General features: G+C 62.2%; 28 protein-coding genes. 26 read left to right on the top strand and 2 right to left on the bottom strand.

The window, feature by feature from the left end:
- The first annotated feature begins 10 nt into the window (after window positions 1–10).
- The 24 genes from rpsC (at window position 11) to dsbD (ending at window position 13,475) form a co-directional block, all read left to right on the top strand.
- A complete protein-coding gene (gene rpsC / locus WS49_RS28770; protein WP_006482899.1) occupies window positions 11–811 on the top strand; it encodes a 30S ribosomal protein S3 in 801 nt (266 codons plus the stop codon).
- A 2-nt stretch (window positions 812–813) separates the two neighbouring features.
- Window positions 814–1,230, top strand: coding sequence for a 50S ribosomal protein L16 (rplP, locus tag WS49_RS28775; RefSeq protein WP_059468475.1), 417 nt, complete (start codon window positions 814–816; stop codon window positions 1,228–1,230).
- Window positions 1,231–1,239: 9 nt separating this feature from the next.
- Window positions 1,240–1,434: a 50S ribosomal protein L29 gene (rpmC, locus tag WS49_RS28780; protein ID WP_006400652.1), complete on the top strand. Its 195-nt coding sequence runs from the start codon at window positions 1,240–1,242 to the stop codon at window positions 1,432–1,434.
- Window positions 1,431–1,703 (top strand): 30S ribosomal protein S17, encoded by a 273-nt coding sequence (gene rpsQ, locus WS49_RS28785; protein WP_006752928.1) that lies wholly within the window; start codon window positions 1,431–1,433, stop codon window positions 1,701–1,703. The genes rpmC and rpsQ overlap by 4 nt, the downstream gene beginning before the upstream one ends.
- 309 nt (window positions 1,704–2,012) lie before the next feature.
- A complete protein-coding gene (gene rplN / locus WS49_RS28790) occupies window positions 2,013–2,381 on the top strand; it encodes a 50S ribosomal protein L14 (RefSeq protein ID WP_006752929.1) in 369 nt (122 codons plus the stop codon).
- A 9-nt stretch (window positions 2,382–2,390) separates the two neighbouring features.
- The gene (gene rplX, locus WS49_RS28795; protein ID WP_006477187.1) at window positions 2,391–2,699 is read left to right on the top strand and encodes a 50S ribosomal protein L24; all 309 of its coding nucleotides are present in this window, start codon (window positions 2,391–2,393) and stop codon (window positions 2,697–2,699) included.
- Between the two features lie 16 nt (window positions 2,700–2,715).
- Window positions 2,716–3,255 (top strand): 50S ribosomal protein L5, encoded by a 540-nt coding sequence (gene rplE / locus WS49_RS28800; protein WP_006482882.1) that lies wholly within the window; start codon window positions 2,716–2,718, stop codon window positions 3,253–3,255.
- Between the two features lie 7 nt (window positions 3,256–3,262).
- Complete coding sequence (gene rpsN / locus WS49_RS28805; protein ID WP_006482884.1) at window positions 3,263–3,568, top strand: 30S ribosomal protein S14; 306 nt, start codon at window positions 3,263–3,265, stop codon at window positions 3,566–3,568.
- 14 nt (window positions 3,569–3,582) lie between these two features.
- A complete protein-coding gene (gene rpsH / locus WS49_RS28810) occupies window positions 3,583–3,978 on the top strand; it encodes a 30S ribosomal protein S8 (RefSeq protein ID WP_006477185.1) in 396 nt (131 codons plus the stop codon).
- A gap of 18 nt (window positions 3,979–3,996) precedes the next feature.
- Window positions 3,997–4,527: a 50S ribosomal protein L6 gene (rplF, locus tag WS49_RS28815; RefSeq protein WP_006758786.1), complete on the top strand. Its 531-nt coding sequence runs from the start codon at window positions 3,997–3,999 to the stop codon at window positions 4,525–4,527.
- 12 nt (window positions 4,528–4,539) lie between these two features.
- Window positions 4,540–4,905, top strand: coding sequence for a 50S ribosomal protein L18 (gene rplR / locus WS49_RS28820; RefSeq protein WP_006477183.1), 366 nt, complete (start codon window positions 4,540–4,542; stop codon window positions 4,903–4,905).
- 14 nt (window positions 4,906–4,919) lie between these two features.
- Entirely contained in the window at window positions 4,920–5,438 is a 519-nt protein-coding gene (rpsE, locus tag WS49_RS28825; protein WP_006752931.1) for a 30S ribosomal protein S5, read from the top strand.
- A gap of 15 nt (window positions 5,439–5,453) precedes the next feature.
- Window positions 5,454–5,636: a 50S ribosomal protein L30 gene (gene rpmD / locus WS49_RS28830; RefSeq protein WP_006400644.1), complete on the top strand. Its 183-nt coding sequence runs from the start codon at window positions 5,454–5,456 to the stop codon at window positions 5,634–5,636.
- A gap of 26 nt (window positions 5,637–5,662) precedes the next feature.
- The gene (rplO, locus tag WS49_RS28835; protein ID WP_006482880.1) at window positions 5,663–6,097 is read left to right on the top strand and encodes a 50S ribosomal protein L15; all 435 of its coding nucleotides are present in this window, start codon (window positions 5,663–5,665) and stop codon (window positions 6,095–6,097) included.
- A 42-nt stretch (window positions 6,098–6,139) separates the two neighbouring features.
- Window positions 6,140–7,489 (top strand): preprotein translocase subunit SecY, encoded by a 1,350-nt coding sequence (gene secY, locus WS49_RS28840; RefSeq protein ID WP_006400642.1) that lies wholly within the window; start codon window positions 6,140–6,142, stop codon window positions 7,487–7,489.
- Window positions 7,490–7,498: 9 nt separating this feature from the next.
- Window positions 7,499–7,717 (top strand): translation initiation factor IF-1, encoded by a 219-nt coding sequence (infA, locus tag WS49_RS28845; RefSeq protein WP_004521905.1) that lies wholly within the window; start codon window positions 7,499–7,501, stop codon window positions 7,715–7,717.
- Window positions 7,718–7,737: 20 nt separating this feature from the next.
- Window positions 7,738–7,854, top strand: coding sequence for a 50S ribosomal protein L36 (gene rpmJ / locus WS49_RS28850; RefSeq protein WP_004199844.1), 117 nt, complete (start codon window positions 7,738–7,740; stop codon window positions 7,852–7,854).
- A 38-nt stretch (window positions 7,855–7,892) separates the two neighbouring features.
- Entirely contained in the window at window positions 7,893–8,258 is a 366-nt protein-coding gene (gene rpsM / locus WS49_RS28855) for a 30S ribosomal protein S13 (protein WP_039323572.1), read from the top strand.
- A gap of 28 nt (window positions 8,259–8,286) precedes the next feature.
- On the top strand, window positions 8,287–8,688 hold the full coding sequence (rpsK, locus tag WS49_RS28860; RefSeq protein ID WP_004197937.1) for a 30S ribosomal protein S11: 402 nt from the start codon (window positions 8,287–8,289) through the stop codon (window positions 8,686–8,688).
- Between the two features lie 155 nt (window positions 8,689–8,843).
- The gene (rpsD, locus tag WS49_RS28865) at window positions 8,844–9,467 is read left to right on the top strand and encodes a 30S ribosomal protein S4 (protein WP_012362893.1); all 624 of its coding nucleotides are present in this window, start codon (window positions 8,844–8,846) and stop codon (window positions 9,465–9,467) included.
- Between the two features lie 124 nt (window positions 9,468–9,591).
- Window positions 9,592–10,569 (top strand): DNA-directed RNA polymerase subunit alpha, encoded by a 978-nt coding sequence (locus WS49_RS28870; protein ID WP_006477176.1) that lies wholly within the window; start codon window positions 9,592–9,594, stop codon window positions 10,567–10,569.
- A 136-nt stretch (window positions 10,570–10,705) separates the two neighbouring features.
- A complete protein-coding gene (gene rplQ, locus WS49_RS28875; RefSeq protein WP_006477175.1) occupies window positions 10,706–11,101 on the top strand; it encodes a 50S ribosomal protein L17 in 396 nt (131 codons plus the stop codon).
- Between the two features lie 207 nt (window positions 11,102–11,308).
- Complete coding sequence (gene cutA / locus WS49_RS28880; protein WP_057924809.1) at window positions 11,309–11,635, top strand: divalent-cation tolerance protein CutA; 327 nt, start codon at window positions 11,309–11,311, stop codon at window positions 11,633–11,635.
- Window positions 11,628–13,475, top strand: a complete 1,848-nt coding sequence (dsbD, locus tag WS49_RS28885) for a protein-disulfide reductase DsbD (RefSeq protein WP_059535574.1) — start codon at window positions 11,628–11,630, stop codon at window positions 13,473–13,475. Before cutA ends, dsbD begins: the two co-directional genes overlap by 8 nt.
- 115 nt (window positions 13,476–13,590) lie before the next feature.
- On the opposite strand, the gene hemB is transcribed toward dsbD, so the two are convergent.
- Complete coding sequence (hemB, locus tag WS49_RS28890; RefSeq protein ID WP_059535576.1) at window positions 13,591–14,589, bottom strand: porphobilinogen synthase; 999 nt, start codon at window positions 14,587–14,589, stop codon at window positions 13,591–13,593.
- 253 nt (window positions 14,590–14,842) lie between these two features.
- Window positions 14,843–15,502, bottom strand: a complete 660-nt coding sequence (gene yihA / locus WS49_RS28895) for a ribosome biogenesis GTP-binding protein YihA/YsxC (protein WP_059505749.1) — start codon at window positions 15,500–15,502, stop codon at window positions 14,843–14,845.
- Between the two features lie 218 nt (window positions 15,503–15,720).
- Here yihA and WS49_RS28900 point away from each other — a divergent pair, with 218 nt between their 5' ends.
- Window positions 15,721–16,374 (top strand): c-type cytochrome, encoded by a 654-nt coding sequence (locus WS49_RS28900; RefSeq protein ID WP_059535578.1) that lies wholly within the window; start codon window positions 15,721–15,723, stop codon window positions 16,372–16,374.
- Between the two features lie 201 nt (window positions 16,375–16,575).
- Complete coding sequence (locus WS49_RS28905) at window positions 16,576–18,792, top strand: cytochrome c biogenesis protein ResB (RefSeq protein WP_059535580.1); 2,217 nt, start codon at window positions 16,576–16,578, stop codon at window positions 18,790–18,792.

Raw genomic sequence — 18,792 nt, forward strand, 5'->3', positions numbered from 1 at the left:
GAGCCATACGATGGGACAGAAAATTCATCCGACTGGCTTCCGCCTGGCTGTCAGCCGCAATTGGGCTTCGCGTTGGTACGCGAACAACAACAATTTCGCGGCGATGCTGCAGGAAGACATCGGTGTTCGTGAATACCTGAAGAAGAAGCTGAAGAACGCTTCGGTCGGTCGGGTCGTCATCGAGCGTCCGGCAAAGAACGCGCGCATCACGATTTACAGCTCGCGTCCGGGCGTCGTCATCGGCAAGAAGGGCGAGGATATCGAACAGCTGAAGACGGAACTGCAACGCCGCATGGGCGTGCCGGTTCACGTCAACATCGAAGAAATCCGCAAGCCGGAAACCGATGCGCAACTGATCGCTGACTCGATCACGCAACAGCTCGAGCGCCGGATCATGTTCCGTCGCGCGATGAAGCGTGCGATGCAGAACGCGATGCGTCTGGGTGCCCAAGGCATCAAGATCATGAGCGCAGGCCGTCTGAACGGTATCGAAATCGCTCGTACGGAGTGGTATCGCGAAGGTCGCGTGCCCCTTCACACGCTGCGTGCCGACATCGACTACGCGACCTCGGAAGCGAAGACGACCTACGGCATCATCGGCGTCAAGGTATGGGTGTACAAGGGCGACACGCTCGGCCGCAATGACGCGCCGGTGGTCGAAGAAGTAGCCGAAGACAAGCGTCCGCGTCGCAATGCGCGTCCGGGCGACCGTCGTCCGCGCCGTGACGGCGAAGGCGGCGCTCCGGGTGCTCGTCGTGGCGCACCGCGCCGTGGCGCCGGCAAGCCCGAAGACGGCAAGACGGGAGAATAACGATGCTGCAACCGAAACGCAGGAAGTATCGTAAAGAGCAGAAGGGTCGTAACACCGGCAAGGCGACGCGCGGCAACGCAGTGTCGTTCGGTGAATTCGGTCTGAAGGCGATCGGTCGCGGTCGTTTGACCGCACGTCAAATTGAAGCGGCGCGTCGTGCAATGACGCGTCACATCAAGCGTGGCGGCCGCATCTGGATCCGGATCTTCCCGGACAAGCCGATTTCGCAAAAGCCGGCAGAAGTGCGTATGGGTAACGGTAAGGGTAACCCGGAGTACTACGTCGCCGAAATCCAGCCGGGCAAGATGCTCTATGAAATGGACGGCGTAACCGAAGAACTGGCACGCGAAGCGTTCCGTCTGGCCGCAGCGAAGCTGCCGCTGAAGACGACGTTCATCGTGCGCCAGCTCGGCGCCTAAGGAGAAAACATGAAGGCTTCCGAACTTCTCCAGAAAGACCAGGCCGCGCTCAACAAGGAGCTGGCGGACCTGCTGAAGGCGCAATTCGGCCTGCGCATGCAACTCGCGACCCAGCAGCTCACGAACACGAGCCAGCTGAAGAAGGTTCGTCGCGACATCGCACGTGTGCGGACCGTCATGACTCAGAAGGCGAACCAGAAATGAACGATAGCGTGAAAACCTCGCTGAAGCGGACGCTGGTCGGTCGGGTCGTCAGCAACAAGATGGACAAGACCGTCACCGTGCTGATCGAGCACCGCGTCAAGCACCCGATCTACGGCAAGTATGTCGTGCGCTCGAAGAAGTACCACGCGCATGATGAAGCGAACACCTGCAACGAAGGCGATCTCGTCGAAATCCAGGAAACTCGTCCTGTTTCGAAGACGAAGGCCTGGACGGTGTCGCGCCTCGTCGAAGCAGCTCGCGTCATCTAAGCGGGCAGAGCAGTAGGCAGTAACAGGCACTTCGCCAAGAAGTGCTTGAAATCGCAAAGTTTTTGCTTGCGTGACCGGGATTATTTGTTATAATCCCGGTCTTCCCTCTTTATGGGAGCCCCGTCGCGGGCGAAGTTGGTGGGGGAAGCGGACTGGCGCCAGCCTGTCCGAAAGATTCACCGAATTGCGATGGCGGGTTTCGTTTGCCGTCGCTGCTGTTCCAACCCAAGCAGCCGATTGGCTGACGGGACCAAGACTGACCGAATGCATCATGGTGGTGCATCCGGATTAAGTTGGGAAAGACAAACCATGATCCAGACCGAATCTCGGCTCGAAGTAGCCGACAACACGGGTGCGCGTGAAGTCATGTGCATCAAGGTGCTCGGCGGCTCGAAGCGTCGTTATGCCGGCATTGGCGACATCATCAAGGTGACCGTCAAAGAAGCAACGCCGCGCGGGCGCGTGAAGAAAGGCGAAATCTACAACGCCGTGGTGGTCCGCACCGCCAAGGGTGTTCGTCGTCAAGACGGCTCGCTGATCAAGTTCGACGGCAACGCCGCTGTGCTTTTGAATAACAAGCTTGAGCCGATCGGCACCCGTATCTTCGGGCCGGTGACGCGTGAGCTGCGTAGCGAACGATTCATGAAGATCGTTTCGCTGGCGCCGGAAGTGCTGTAAGGAGTCGCGATGAACAAGATTCGCAAAGGTGACGAAGTTATCGTCGTCACTGGCAAGGACAAGGGCAAGCGCGGCGTCGTGCTGGCTGTCGGTGCAGAACATGTGACGGTTGAAGGTATCAACCTCGTCAAGAAGCATGTGAAGCCGAACCCGATGAAGGGTACGACGGGCGGCGTGGAAGCGAAGACGATGCCCCTGCATATTTCGAACGTCGCACTGGTCGACGCGAATGGCAAGGCGTCGCGTGTTGGCATCAAGGTCGAGGAAGGCAAGAAGGTTCGCTTCCTGAAGACGACCGGTGCCGTACTGAGCGCCTGACGCAGCGGAGTAAAAAATGGCTCGTTTTCAAGAGTTTTACAAAGAAAAGGTTGTGCCCGGCCTGATCGAGAAGTTCGGTTACAAGTCGGTCATGGAAGTGCCGCGCATCACCAAGATCACGCTGAACATGGGTCTTGGCGAAGCGATCGCTGACAAGAAGATCATCGAGAACGCCGTTGGCGACCTCACGAAGATCGCTGGTCAGAAGCCGGTCGTCACGAAGGCGCGCAAGGCAATCGCAGGCTTCAAGATCCGCCAGGGCTACCCGATCGGCGCGATGGTGACGCTGCGTGGTCGTGCGATGTACGAATTCCTCGACCGTTTCGTGACCGTTGCCCTGCCCCGCGTGCGTGACTTCCGCGGTGTGTCGGGCCGTGCTTTCGATGGCCGCGGCAACTACAACATCGGTGTGAAAGAGCAGATCATTTTCCCCGAAATCGACTACGACAAGATCGACGCACTGCGTGGGCTGAACATCAGCATCACGACGACTGCGAAGACCGACGACGAAGCAAAGGCACTGCTCGCCAGCTTCAAGTTCCCGTTCAGAAACTGAGGTTACCGTGGCTAAACTGGCACTGATCGAACGTGAAAAGAAGCGCGCCCGCCTGGTCGCGAAGTTCGCAGCAAAGCGCGAAGCGCTGAAGGCGATCGTCGAAGACCAAAGCAAGTCGGAAGAAGAGCGCTACGAAGCACGCCTTGAGCTGCAGCAACTGCCCCGCAACGCAAACCCGACCCGCCAGCGTAACCGCTGCGCGATCACGGGCCGTCCGCGTGGCACGTTCCGTAAATTCGGCCTCGCGCGTAACAAGATTCGTGAAATCGCATTCCGTGGCGAGATTCCTGGCCTGACCAAGGCGAGCTGGTAATAGGAGAAACGTAAATGAGCATGAGTGATCCTATCGCCGATATGCTGACTCGCATCCGCAACGCGCAGATGGTCGAGAAGGTATCGGTCGCGATGCCCTCGTCGAAGGTCAAGGTTGCAATCGCGCAAGTCCTGAAGGACGAAGGTTATATCGACGATTTCGCCGTCAAGGCGGAAGGTGCGAAGTCCGAACTGAATATCGCGCTGAAGTACTACGCAGGTCGCCCGGTCATCGAACGCCTCGAGCGCGTGTCGAAGCCTGGTCTGCGCGTGTACCGCGGCCGTAACGACATTCCGCAGGTCATGAATGGCCTGGGCGTGGCAATCGTGTCGACGCCGAAGGGCGTGATGACCGACCGCAAGGCGCGCGCTACCGGCGTCGGCGGCGAAGTCATCTGCTACGTCGCTTAAAGCCGAGGAGAGAGAAACATGTCTCGAGTAGGTAAGAGCCCGATCGCGCTGCAAGGCGCGGAAGTCAAGCTGGCCGACGGTGCTATCACCGTCAAGGGCCCGCTGGGCACCATCACGCAAGCGATCAATCCGCTCGTGAACGTGGCGAACAACGACGGCACGCTGAATCTGTCGCCGGTCGACGAAAGCCGCGAAGCAAACGCACTGTCGGGCACGATGCGCGCGATCATCGCGAATGCCGTGCACGGCGTGACCAAGGGTTTCGAGCGCAAGCTGACGCTGGTTGGCGTCGGTTATCGTGCGCAAGCGCAAGGCGACAAGCTGAACCTGTCGCTGGGTTTCTCGCACCCGGTGGTGCACCAGATGCCGGAAGGCGTCAAGGCTGAAACCCCGACGCAAACCGAAATCGTGATCAAGGGGATCAACAAGCAACAAGTCGGTCAAGTGGCTGCGGAAGTCCGCGGTTACCGTCCGCCGGAGCCCTACAAGGGCAAGGGCGTGCGCTATTCCGACGAGGTTGTGATCCTCAAAGAAACGAAGAAGAAGTAAGGGTGCGCAATCATGGATAAGACTCAATCTCGCCTGCGCCGCGCTCGCCAGACGCGTATCAAGATCGCTGAGCTGCAGGTCGCGCGTCTCGCCGTGCATCGCACGAACACGCACATCTACGCTCAAGTGTTCTCGCCCTGCGGCACCAAGGTGCTCGCCAGCGCGTCGACGCTCGAAGCAGAAGTGCGCGCCGAACTGGCCGACAAGTCGGGCAAGGGCGGTAACGTTAATGCTGCGACGCTGATCGGCAAGCGTATTGCCGAGAAGGCAAAGGCCGCCGGCATCGAATCCGTCGCCTTCGACCGCTCGGGCTTCCGCTACCATGGCCGCGTCAAGGCGCTGGCTGAGGCAGCTCGCGAAGCTGGGCTCAAGTTCTAAGGAAGGAATTCGTCATGGCAAAGATGCAAGCGAAAGTTCAGGCTGACGAGCGCGACGACGGCCTTCGCGAAAAGATGATTTCGGTCAACCGCGTGACCAAGGTCGTGAAGGGTGGCCGTATTCTCGGCTTCGCCGCACTGACCGTGGTCGGCGACGGTGATGGCCGCATCGGTATGGGCAAGGGCAAGGCGAAGGAAGTGCCGGTCGCTGTCCAGAAGGCAATGGAACAAGCTCGCCGCAACATGTTCAAGGTGCCGCTCAAGAACGGCACGCTGCAGCACGAAGTGCACGGCAAGCATGGCGCATCCGCTGTCCTCCTCGCTCCGGCGAAGGCAGGTACGGGCGTGATCGCCGGCGGCCCGATGCGCGCAGTGTTCGACGTGATGGGCGTTCAGAACGTCGTGGCAAAGAGCCACGGTTCGACGAACCCGTACAACCTCGTTCGCGCCACGCTGGACGGTCTGCGCAAGCAGTCGACCCCGGCAGACATCGCGGCGAAGCGCGGCAAGTCCGTCGAAGATATTTTGGGCTAAGCCCGGGTGGTCACCATGTCTGAAAAAACTGTCAAGGTTCAGCTCGTTAAGAGCCTGATCGGGACCCGCGAATCGCACCGCGCGACCGTGCGTGGCCTGGGCCTGCGCCGACTCAACTCGGTTAGCGAGCTGCAGGACACGCCGGCGGTCCGCGGCATGATCAACAAGGTCTCGTACCTCGTTAAGGTCATCGCGTAAGCGGCCCTACGGATCAAGGAGTTGATATGGAATTGAATAACCTGAAGCCGGCCGCTGGCGCCAAGCACGCCAAGCGTCGCGTCGGCCGCGGCATCGGTTCGGGCCTCGGCAAGACGGCTGGCCGTGGTCACAAGGGTCAGAAATCGCGTTCGGGCGGCTTCCACAAAGTCGGTTTCGAAGGCGGTCAGATGCCGCTGCAACGTCGTCTGCCGAAGCGCGGCTTCACGTCGCTGACGAAGGAATTCGTCGGTGAAGTGCGCCTGGGCGACCTCGAGAAGCTGCCGGTCGATGAAATCGATCTGCTCGCACTGAAGCAAGCCGGCCTGGTCGGCGAGCTGACGAAGAGCGCAAAGATCATCGCGACGGGCGAACTGAAGCGCAAGATCGTCGTGAAGGGTCTCGGTGCCACCAAGGGTGCGCGCGCTGCGATCGAAGCGGCTGGCGGTTCGTTCGCCGAGTGACACGCGTAGCGCGTCGTTACTTGCATTCATCGGAGAAGGTACTTGGCTAACAGCCCGAGTCTTGCAAAACCCGGTCGAAGCACGGCGAAATTCGGCGATCTGCGTCGGCGAGCGATGTTCCTGCTCCTGGCGCTGATCGTCTATCGCATCGGCGCGCACATCCCCGTGCCGGGCATCGATCCGGATCAACTGGCGAAGCTGTTCCAGAGTCAGGCGGGCGGCATCCTGGGCATGTTCAACATGTTCTCGGGTGGCGCGCTTTCCCGCTTCACGATCTTTGCGCTGGGGATCATGCCGTACATCTCGGCGTCGATCATCATGCAGTTGCTGGCGATCGTCTCGCCGCAGCTTGAGGCGCTGAAGAAGGAAGGGCAGGCAGGGCAACGGAAGATCACGCAGTACACGCGGTATTTCACCGTGGTGCTCGCGACCTTCCAGGCGTTCGGTATCGCGGCTGCGCTGGAAAACCAGCCGGGCCTCGTGATCGACCCCGGCATGCTGTTCCGGCTGACGACGGTCGTGACGCTGGTTACCGGCACGATGTTCCTGATGTGGCTGGGTGAGCAGATCACCGAGCGTGGTCTGGGCAACGGCATCTCGATCATCATCTTCGGCGGGATCGCAGCAGGGTTCCCGAATGCCGTCGGTGGGCTGTTCGAGCTGGTGCGCACGGGTTCGATGAGCATCATTTCGGCGATCATCATCGTCGTTCTGATTGCCGCGGTGACTTACTTGGTCGTGTTCATCGAACGCGGTCAGCGCAAGATCCTCGTGAACTACGCGAAGCGCCAGGTCGGCAACAAGATCTACGGTGGCCAGTCGTCGCACTTGCCGCTGAAGCTGAACATGTCGGGCGTGATTCCGCCGATCTTCGCGTCGTCGATCATCCTGTTTCCGGCCACGATTCTCGGCTGGTTCAGCACGGGTCAGCCGTCGGGAAGCTGGATCTCCAACACGTTGCATAACGTCGCGGAGGCGCTGAAGCCGGGTCAGCCGGTCTATGTGCTGCTGTACACGCTGGCAATCGTGTTTTTCTGCTTCTTCTACACCGCACTGGTGTTCAACAGCAGGGAAACCGCGGACAACCTGAAGAAGAGCGGCGCGTTTGTTCCGGGCATTCGTCCGGGCGATCAGACCGCACGATATATCGACCGCATCCTCACGCGTCTGACGCTGGCCGGTGCGATCTACATCGTCTTCGTGTGTCTGCTGCCGGAATTCCTGGTGCTGCGCTGGAACGTGCCGTTTTATTTTGGTGGAACGTCGCTGCTGATCATTGTCGTCGTCACGATGGACTTCATGGCGCAGGTGCAGTCGTACGTTATGTCGCAACAGTATGAGTCGCTGCTCAAGAAGGCAAACTTCAAGGGCGGCAACATCCCAATGCGTTAATTAAGGACTATGGCCAAAGACGATGTAATCCAGATGCAAGGTGAGGTGATCGAAAACCTCCCGAATGCGACCTTCCGTGTGAAGCTGGAAAACGGCCATGTCGTGTTGGGGCATATCTCCGGGAAGATGCGGATGCACTACATCCGCATCCTGCCGGGCGACAAGGTGACGGTTGAATTGACGCCTTACGATCTGTCTCGTGCGCGGATCGTGTTCCGGGCGAAGTGATTTGAAAAAAGGGTATTATCATGAAAGTGATGGCATCGGTTAAGCGCATTTGCCGCAATTGCAAGATCATCAAGCGCAAAGGCGTCGTTCGCGTGATCTGCAGCTCGGATCCGCGCCACAAGCAGCGCCAAGGCTGACCGCGCGTTTGTTTGCGCTTTTTGTTTGAGGAAAAACAATGGCTCGTATCGCAGGGGTTAACATCCCGAATCACCAGCATACCGAGATCGGCCTGACGGCAATCTTCGGTATCGGCCGCACGCGCTCGCGCAGCATCTGCACGGCAGCTGGCGTGGAATTCTCGAAGAAGGTCAAGGACCTGACCGACGCAGACCTCGAAAAGCTGCGTGAAGAAGTGGGCAAGTTCATCGTCGAAGGCGATCTGCGCCGTGAAGTGACGATGAACATCAAGCGCCTGATGGACCTCGGTTGCTACCGTGGTGTTCGTCATCGCAAGGGCCTGCCGATGCGCGGTCAGCGTACGCGTACGAACGCACGTACCCGCAAGGGTCCGCGTCGTGCAGCGCAAGCGCTGAAGAAGTAAGCGGAACTGACAGTTACAGGAAAACGTAATGGCTAAGGCTTCGAACACCGCGGCGCAACGCGTTCGCAAGAAGGTTAAGAAGAACGTCGCTGAAGGCGTGGTTCACGTTCACGCGTCGTTCAACAACACGATCATCACGATCACCGATCGCCAGGGCAATGCACTGGCATGGGCGACGTCGGGCGGCCAGGGCTTCAAGGGCTCGCGCAAGTCGACGCCGTTCGCTGCTCAGGTTGCTGCTGAGTCGGCCGGTCGCGTGGCGATGGAATACGGCGTGAAGAATCTGGAAGTGCGGATCAAGGGCCCGGGCCCGGGTCGTGAGTCGGCAGTGCGCGCACTGCATGGCCTCGGCATCAAGATCACCGCGATTTCGGACGTCACCCCGATTCCGCACAACGGCTGCCGTCCGCCGAAGCGCCGTCGTATCTAAGAATGTGCTGGCACGTTCGTGCTGGCACATTTGCCTGTCGCCGCGTAGCGTCGACGGGCGTTGCTTTTTTGATTGACTAAGCCCACCGTTCGCCCCAAAGGGCGCGAACTAGCGCGGATTTCGATCCGCGTGACTGATTGATAAAGGAATGCAAAGTGGCACGTTATATCGGCCCTAAGGCCAAGCTGTCCCGCCGTGAAGGCACCGACCTGTTCCTGAAGAGCGCGCGCCGCTCGCTCGCCGACAAGTGCAAGCTCGACAGCAAGCCGGGTCAGCACGGTCGTACCTCGGGCGCACGTACGTCCGACTATGGTACGCAGCTGCGTGAAAAGCAAAAGGTCAAGCGCATTTACGGCGTCCTGGAGCGTCAGTTCCGCCGCTACTTCGCTGAAGCCGACCGTCGCAAGGGCAACACGGGTGAAAACCTGCTGCAACTGCTCGAGTCGCGTCTCGACAACGTCGTGTATCGCATGGGCTTCGGCTCGACCCGCGCTGAAGCGCGTCAGCTGGTGAGCCACAAGTCGATCACCGTGAACGGCGTCGTCGCGAACGTGCCGTCGCAGCAAGTGAAGGCGGGTGACGTCGTCGCGATCCGCGAAAAGGCAAAGAAGCAGGCGCGTATCGTCGAAGCGCTGTCGCTGGCCGAGCAAGGCGGCATGCCGAGCTGGGTTGCAGTCGATGCGAAGAAGTTCGAAGGCACGTTCAAGCAAATGCCGGAACGCGCTGACATCGCAGGCGACATCAACGAAAGCCTGATCGTCGAATTGTATTCGCGTTAATCCGATTGACGGCCGAGGTACCCCGATTGCGTTACGCAAGGAGGGGCCTCGGCTGTTTATTTTCTGGTTGTTACCGGTCAGCCTTATCGGTGTAACGAGCCGAGGGTATTGAAAAGGAAAGCCCATGCAAACCAGTTTGCTGAAACCCAAGATCATCGCCGTGGAATCGCTGGGCGAGAACCACGCGAGGGTGGTCATGGAACCGTTCGAACGCGGTTACGGCCACACCTTGGGCAATGCGCTTCGCCGCGTGCTGCTGTCGTCGATGGTTGGCTACGCGCCGACCGAAGTCACGATCGCCGGCGTGGTGCACGAGTATTCGACGCTTGATGGCGTGCAAGAGGACGTCGTCAACCTGCTGCTGAACCTGAAGGGTGTGGTGTTCAAGCTGCACAACCGTGACGAAGTGACGGTGACCCTGCGCAAGGAAGGCGAAGGCGTCGTCACGGCCGGCGATATCGAGCTGGCTCACGATTGCGAAGTCATCAACCCGAATCACGTGATCGCACACCTGTCGAAGGGCGGCAAGCTCGACGTTCAGATCAAGATCGAAAAGGGTCGCGGCTACGTGCCCGGCAACGTCCGTCGCTATGGCGAAGACACGGCCAAGATCATCGGCCGCATCGTTCTCGACGCGTCGTTCTCGCCGGTTCGCCGCGTGAGCTACGCAGTTGAAAGCGCACGTGTCGAGCAGCGTACCGACCTCGACAAGCTCGTGATGAACATCGAGACGAGCGGCGTGATCACCCCGGAAGAGGCGATCCGTCAATCGGCCCGCATCCTGGTCGACCAGCTGTCCGTGTTCGCGGCACTGGAAGGCACGGAAACGGCTGCAGAGGCACCGTCGCGCGCACCGCAGATCGATCCGATCCTGCTGCGTCCGGTGGACGATCTCGAGCTGACGGTTCGTTCGGCGAACTGCCTGAAGGCCGAGAACATCTACTACATCGGCGACCTGATCCAGCGCACGGAAAACGAGTTGCTGAAGACGCCGAACCTCGGTCGCAAGTCGCTCAACGAGATCAAGGAAGTGCTCGCTTCGCGCGGTCTCACGCTGGGCATGAAGCTCGAAAACTGGCCGCCGGCTGGTCTCGACAAGTAAGCCCGGTTGTTGCTGTAGTTGGCAAAGATGCGGATTTTCCTTTAAGATCCGCATCTTGCTTTTTTCGTTACCGGCCCGTGCACCCCAGCGGTGCGATAGAAGAGCTGGATCAAAACTTTGAATCAAGGAAACTGAAATGCGCCATCGTCATGGTCTGCGGAAACTGAACCGCACGAGCAGCCACCGTCTGGCTATGCTCCGTAACATGTCCAACTCGCTGATCGAGCACGAAGTCATCAAGACGACGCTGCCGAAGGCGAAGGAACTCCGTAAAGTCGTCGAGCCGCTGATCACGCTCGGCAAGAAGCCGTCGCTGGCAAACCGTCGCCTGGCGTTCAACCGCCTGCGCGATCGTGACTCGGTGGCGAAGCTGTTCGACGTGCTCGGTCCGCGTTTCGCGAACCGTCCGGGCGGCTACCTGCGCGTGCTGAAGTTCGGCTTCCGCGTCGGCGACAACGCACCGATGGCACTGGTCGAGCTGCTCGATCGTCCGGAAGTCGACGAAACGGAAAACGTGCAAGAAGCCGAGTAAGCTTCCAGTACGCAGCAGTATCTGAAAAGGGCCGGGCAAATGCTTGGCCCTTTTTGTTTTTGTGGCGCCGCGGGCTGCGATCGATTGTCGCAGCCCGCGGCCGGCAGCGTCGCGCAGGCTGCGCTACGATACGGAACTGTCGGCGCGGACCTTCGATGGGCCGATCGTGGCGGCGGAAGCCGGCAAAAACCAGCCAGGAGGGCGCGTATGGTGGTGGTGTTGATGCTGACGACGGTGCCGGACGCGGCGACGGCCGCAGCGCTCGCCGACGGCGCGCTCGATGCGCGGCTTGCCGCGTGCGTATCGGAGCTCGGTGCGATCAAGTCGCGCTACCACTGGCAGGGCAAGGTCGAGACGGCCGACGAGATCCAGTTGCTGTTCAAGACGAGCCCCGTGCGCTCGCTCGAACTGGAGCGATTTATTCTCGCGCATCATCCGTACGAGACGCCGGAAATCGTCTCGTGGCAGGCGACGGCTTCGGCCGCATACGGCCAGTGGGTGACCAGCGAAACTCAACGTCTATTTCATGTTTAACGGTATGGCGCTTTCCGTGCGCGTGCGCGCGCTGCGGGTCCTCGCAGTCCTGTTGTCGTTCATGTTCATGCTGGGCGGCCTGTCGGTCGCGCGCGCGGCCGACGATTTTCTCGATCCGTCGGTCGCATTCAAATTCAGCGCGAGCGAAGCGCCGGGGCAGGTGGACGTCCGCTTCAAGGTCGCCAATGGCTATTACCTGTACCGAGAGCGGTTCGCTTTCGCGGTGAAGGGCGGGCAGGCGACGCTCGGCGATCCACTGTTCCCGGCCGGTCATGTGAAGTTCGACCAGACGTTCCAGAAGGAAGTCGAGACCTATCGCGACGAGGTCGTGATTCATGTGCCGGTCAAGCAGGCGGCGGGGCCGTTCGAGCTCGCGGTGACGTCGCAGGGGTGCGCCGACGAAGGGATCTGCTATCCGCCCGCGGAGCACGTCGTGAAGGTCGACGGCGCGGCGCTGGGCGCGGCCGCGCCGGCCGACGGCGCACCGGCCTCGGGCAACTGGTTCGACAAGGTCACGAGCGCGGATTTCGCGCAGTCGCTGCTCGAGGGGCACGGCTTCTTCACGATCGTCGCGCTGTATTTCGTCGCGGGCGTCGTGCTGAGTCTCCTGCCCTGTTCGTATCCGATGATTCCGATCGTGTCGGCGATCATCATCGGCCAGGGCACGCGGGCGACGCATGCGCGCGGCTTTGCGCTGTCGCTGACGTACGTGGTCGGCATGGCGCTCGTCTATACGGTGCTGGGCATCGCGGCGGCGCTGGTCGGCCAGAGCCTTGGCGCGTGGTTGCAGAACCCGTGGGTGCTCGGCGCGTTCGGCGTGCTGCTCACGGCATTCGCGGTATCGCTGATTTCCGGCAAGGACATCGCATTGCCCGAGCGCTGGCAGAACGGCGCGGCCGAAGCCTCGCGCGCGCGGCAGGGCGGCCACTTCGTCGCCGTCGCCGCGATGGGTGCGTTGTCGGCGCTGGTCGTCGGCGCGTGCATGACGGCGCCGCTGTTCGCGGTGCTCGCGTTCATTGCGCACACCGGCAATGCGTGGCTCGGCGGTGCCGCGCTGTTCGCAATGGGGCTGGGGCTCGGCGTGCCGCTGCTCGTCGTCGGCATCGGTGCCGGCACGGTGCTGCCGCGCGCGGGCGCATGGATGGATGGCGTGAAGGTGTTCTTCGGCATCGTGCTGCTCGCCGCCGCGCTGTGGATCGTGTGGCCGGTGCTCGCGGGCGGGCTGAAGATGGTGCTCGCCGCGCTGTGGCTGCTCGTTGCGGCGGCGGCGCTCGGCCTGTTCACGCCGCATGCCGGCGCCGCGTCGATCTGGCGCCGTCTCGGTCGCGGCCTCGGTGCGGCGCTCGCGATCTGGGCCGCGACGCTGCTCGTCGGGCTCGCGGCGGGCTCCAACGACCCCGTGAAGCCGCTGGCCGTACTCGCGGCGCGCACGGTTGCGTCGGGCGATGCGTCGGCAGCCGGCGCGGCGGCCGGGCAGGCGGGCCCCGCGTTCGCGTCGGTACGCTCCAGCGGCGAGCTCGACGCGCTGCTCAAGACGTCGGGCCGACCCGTGATGCTCGACTTCTACGCCGACTGGTGCGTGAGCTGCAAGGAGATGGAGCATCTGACGTTCACTGATTCGCGCGTGCAGGCGCGGCTCGCGCAGCTTCACCTGGTGCGCGCGGACGTCACCGCGAACAATCCGGCGGACCAGGCGCTCCTCAAGCGCTTCAACCTGTTCGGGCCGCCGGGCATCATCTTCTTCGATCGCAACGGCAATGAGATCGGCCGCGTGGTCGGCTATCAGGCGGCAGAGACGTTCCTGCGCAGCCTCGATCGCGCGGCGGTGCCGACGGTGTAAGGCGCGCGCGTCCACGCATATAGGCGCCCGCTACGCCGGCCGGACGACAAATACAAAACGGCGGGACACCGATGAAGTGTCCCGCCGTTTTTCTTGATACGCGCCGTCGTGCGGCTCAGCGCTGCGCTTTCAGCAGACGGGCAGCGTCGAGCGCGAAGTACGTGAGGACACCGTCGGCGCCTGCGCGCTTGAATGCGAGCAGCGATTCGAGCACAACCTTGTCGTGGTCGAGCCAGCCGTTCATCGCGGCGGCCTTCAGCATCGCGTATTCGCCGCTCACCTGGTACACGTAGGTCGGGAAGCGGAACTCGTCCTTCACGCGGCGCACGATGTCGAGATACGGCATGCCGGGCTTGACCATCACCATGTCGGCGCCTTCGTCGATGTCGAGGCGCACTTCGCGCAGCGCTTCGTCGCTGTTCGCCGGATCCATCTGGTAGGTCATCTTGTTGCCCTTGCCCAGATTGGACGCCGAGCCGACCGCATCGCGGAACGGGCCGTAGAACGCCGACGCGAACTTGGCCGAATAGGCCATGATGCGCGTATGGATATGGCCGTCGCTTTCCAGCATCTCGCGGACTGCGCCGATGCGCCCGTCCATCATGTCCGACGGCGCGACGATGTCGACGCCGGCTTCCGCCTGCGCGCGCGCCTGGTCGACCAGGATCTCGATCGTGTCGTCGTTGACCACGTAGCCGTTTTCGTCGAGCACGCCGTCCTGGCCGTGGCTCGTGTACGGATCGAGCGCGACGTCGGTCAGCACGCCGAGCTCGGGGAAACGCTTCTTCAGCTCGCGCACCGCGCGCGGGATCAGGCCTTCCGGATTGGCCGCTTCGCGGCCGTCCGGCGTTTTCAGCGACGGCTCGATGGCCGGGAACAGCGACAGCACGGGCACGCCGAGTTCGACGCACTGCTCGGCGACGTGCATCAGCAGATCGACCGACACGCGCTCGACGCCGGGCATCGACGGGACTGCCTGACGTTCGTTGGTGCCGTCGACGACGAACACCGGGTAGATCAGGTCGTCGGTGGTCAGGCGGTTTTCGCGCATCAGGCGCCGGGAGAAGTCGTCGCGGCGCATCCGGCGCGGACGATGAAGCGGATGGAAGCTCATGGCGATTTGGCAGAAATCAGGGCAAGAAGGACCTTACGGAACCCTTAGGTCATTTTCGAGATCGTTGGTATATGATAGCGATCGAGCGGCACGCGTCGCGTGCAGCTCCCCGCTTCTCCTCCCTGAGCGGGTGCCTGTCGTTTTTCGATTAGGCTGTTTGACCCGCCGTTCAACGGCGGGTTTTTTTATGAGCCGGCCGAATTCGCAGGTGCCGTCAGGTGCGCACGGCCGATCCCGGCCGCGCGTTGCCCGCTCATTGTGCTACAGGCTCGCCTTTTTCGTCGGCGGCGGACGGCCGCACCCAACTCTCGATCAGCTCGTGCGCTTCGTCGAGCCCCGTGCGCTTCAGCGCCGAGAACAGCTGGACGGTCAGCTTGCCCTTCACGCCCTGGTCGCGATACGCGTCGAGTCCCTTCTGCGTGTTACGCAGCGCGTTGATGCTTTCCTGGCGCGTCAATTTGTCGCACTTCGTCAGCAGCGTGTGGATCGGCTTGCCGGTCGGCGCGAACCACTCGATCATCCGGCGATCGAGGTCGGTCAGCGGGCGGCGCGAATCCATCATCAGGATCAGGCCGCACAGCTGCGAACGCGTCGCGAGATAGGACGACAGCAGCATTTCCCAGTGGGCCTTCGCGGCCCCCGGCACTTCCGCGTAACCGTAGCCGGGCAGGTCGACGAGGTTCGCGACGGGCTCGGCGGCCGGGCCGACGGAGAAGTAGTTGATGTGCTGCGTGCGACCGGGCGTCTTCGACGCGAACGCGAGCCGCTTCTGATTGCACAGCACGTTGATCGCCGTCGATTTGCCGGCATTCGAGCGGCCCGCGAACGCGATTTCCGGTTGCACCGTCGGCGGCAGGTCGCGCAGATGGTTGACGGTCGTGTAGAAGCGGGCTTGATGGAGCAAAAAGGCCATGGGGGAAACCGGAGGGACGGGGCGGCGCGAGCCGCTTGGTGGAGGCGGGGTAGCCCCGATAGGCGCGGGAGCTTTCAGCGCGATATTGTACAATACGCCGGTTTTGCCGAAGGGCTGCGGGCGCCTGCCTCGCGCTTTTATGCAGCTTCTGCGGTAGACTGGTCGACGTCGTTTTTTGCAGAACCTCAAATTCCCACAAGACGAAACAGGGTGTGCGAATGAATCGACTGTGCAAGTCTCTGATGGTGCTTCAGGTTGCAGCAGGGTTCGTAGGTTTCGTAGCGGAGGCAAACGCGGCGGATGCGGCAAAGCCGGATCTGGACCGCGGCAAGGCGATTGCCGGGCAAGTCTGCGCGTCGTGTCACGGCGCCGACGGCAACAGCGCATCGGGCAGTTTTCCGAAGCTCGCCGGCCAGCATCCCGAATATCTGGTCAAGCAGTTGAACGACTTCAAGGCCCAGCCGGGCGCGAAGGGGCCGGCGCGGACCAATCCGGTGATGGTCGGGTTTGCGAGCGCGTTGAGCGCGGACGACATGCGCAACGTCGCCGCGTATTACGGATCGCAGTCCACGAAGCTCGGCACCGCACGCGATGCGGCGACCGTGCCGATCGGCCAGAAGATCTATCGCGGCGGCATCGCGGAAAAGGGTGTGCCCGCCTGCGCGAGCTGCCACGGGCCGACGGGGCAGGGGATTCCGGTCCAGTACCCGCGTTTGTCGGGGCAGTGGGCCGATTACACGGTGGCCCAGTTGACCGCGTTCCAGCAGGGTGTCGGCGCGCGCAACAACAACGAGGCGATGCATCAGATCGCATCACGTCTGTCGGACAACGAGATCAAGGCCGTCGCGGATTACATCGCGGGCCTGCGTTGAACGGACGGTCGCGAATGGAATGACCGGACGCCCGAAGGGCGGCCGGAGTCAGAACAAGAAAAGGGTGGGGCGCCGCACCGTTGCGGTTGCCTCGCCCTTTTTTGTCGGCACTCGCCGGGCCGTCCCAAGAGTGCTGACCGCCCCCGCGGGGGCAGCGAACATAGTGAGCGTGGGGGCTGTTTCCCCTTAGTCGGAGTTTGAATGAGCGTTACCACGTCGGGGTTGCAGTCGAAGTCGGGTCAAAGTGCGTCCAGGCGCGCGGTCGAGTTGCTGAGCTCGATGCGCTTCGCGATCGCACTGTTGGTGGTGCTGTCGATCGCGAGCATCGTCGGGACGGTCCTGACCCAGGATGACCCGTATCCGAACTACGTGAACCAGTTCGGGCCATTCTGGGCGGACATCTTCCGCTCGCTGGGCCTGTACAACGTGTACAGCGCGTGGTGGTTCATGCTGATCCTGATTTTCCTCGTCGTGTCGATCTCGCTGTGCGTGATCCGCAACGCGCCGAAGATGCTTGCCGACGCGAAGAGCTGGAAGGACAAGGTGCGCGAAGGCAGCCTGCGCGCCTTCCACCACAAGGCCGAATACTCGGCGTCCGGCACGCGCGCGACCGTCGCGGCCTCGCTTGCCACGTTCGTCACCAAGGCCGGCTACAAGCACGTCGTGCGTGAAACCGACGGTGCAACGCTGATCTCCGCGAAACGCGGCGCGCTGACGAAGTGGGGCTACATCTCCGCGCACCTTGCGATCGTCGTGATCTGTATCGGCGGCCTGCTGGACAGCAACCTGCCGATCAAATTCCAGATGTGGATGTTCGGCAAGAGCCCGGTCAACACGAGCGCGACGATCAGCGAAATCTCGCCCGACCATCGGTTGTCCGCGTCGAACCCGACGTTCCGCGGCTACGCGTGGGTGCCGGAAGGCCAGTTCGTGTCCACCGCGATCCTGAACCAGCCGAGCGGTTCGCTGATCCAGGACCTGCCCTTCTCGATCCAGCTCAACAAGTTCATCGTCGACTACTACACGACGGGGATGCCGAAGCTGTTCGCGAGCGACATCGTCGTGATCGATCGCGAGACGGGCCAGAAGATCCCGGCGCGCGTCGAGGTCAACAAGCCGTTCACGTACAAGGGCGTGTCCATCTACCAGTCGAGCTTCCAGGACGGCGGCTCGCAGATGGAGATGACGGCCTACCCGATGACGGGCGGCAACGCGAAGACCTTCGCGGTGAAGGGCACGATCGGCAGCACGGCGCCGCTGCAGATGCCGGGCAGCGACGGCGACACGATCGAATTCTCCGACTTCCGGGCGATCAACGTCGAGAACATGGCGGACGCGAACGGCAAGCCGGACGTGCGCGGCGTCGCGAAGACGGAGTCGCTCAAGGAAGCATTCGACGAGCGGCTCGGTTCGGGCGCGAAGACGTCGAAGCCGATGCAGCTCCACAACATCGGCCCGTCTGTGCAGTACAAGATTCGCGGCAAGGACGGCCAGGCGCGCGAATTCAACAACTACATGCTGCCCGTCGACATGGGCGGCACGCGCGTGTTCCTCGCCGGCGTGCGCGCGAGCCCGAACGATCCGTTCCGCTACATGCGGATTCCGGCCGACAGCCAGGATTCGATCGGCGAATGGATGCGCCTGCGCGCCGCGCTCGAGGATCCGGCCGTGCGTGCCGACGCCGCCGCACGTTTCGCGCAGCGTTCGCTGCCGACGACCGAAGCGTCGCTGCGCGGCCGCCTGCAGGACAGCGCGTTCAAGGTGCTGACCCTTTTTGCGGCGAGCGACGACAGCGTCGGCCGCGGCGCCGACGGCCAGCCGGTCGGCGGCTTCCAGGCGGTGGCGACGTTCATCGACCGCTCGGTGCCGAAGGCCGAGCAGGAAAAGGCGGCCAGCCTGCTGCTGCGCATGCTCGAGGGGTCGATGTGGGAGGTCTGGCAGATCGCACGCGAGCGTGCCGGCGAGCCGGCCGCCCAGCAGGGCGCCGACACGATCCGCTTCGTGCAGAACGCGATCAATGCGCTATCCGACAGCTTCTTGTACGGATCGCCGGTCTATTTGCAGCTCGACTCCTTCAAGCAGGTGCAAGCTTCGGTATTTCAGCTGACGCGCGCACCCGGCAAGAATCTGGTGTATCTTGGCAGCCTGCTGTTGGTCGCCGGCATCTTCTCGATGTTCTACGTGCGCGAGCGGCGACTCTGGTTCTGGCTCAAGGACGCCGGTTCGGGCGTCGATGTGGTGATGGCGATGTCCACGGCCCGCAAGACCTTCGATTTCGAGAAAGAATTCGTGCAGACGCGCGACGCGGCCGGCGCCGCCTTGCGCGCCACGCCGCGCGACGCCGCACCCGCCGGTGCGGCAGCGACTGCCCGTCCGCCCGCCGGCGACGGTTCCGATTCCGAGAATTCCACCCGGTAA

Origin of the sequence: Burkholderia sp. RF7-non_BP4, assembly GCF_001521935.1 — a bacterium.
GTDB lineage: Bacteria > Pseudomonadota > Gammaproteobacteria > Burkholderiales > Burkholderiaceae > Burkholderia > Burkholderia diffusa.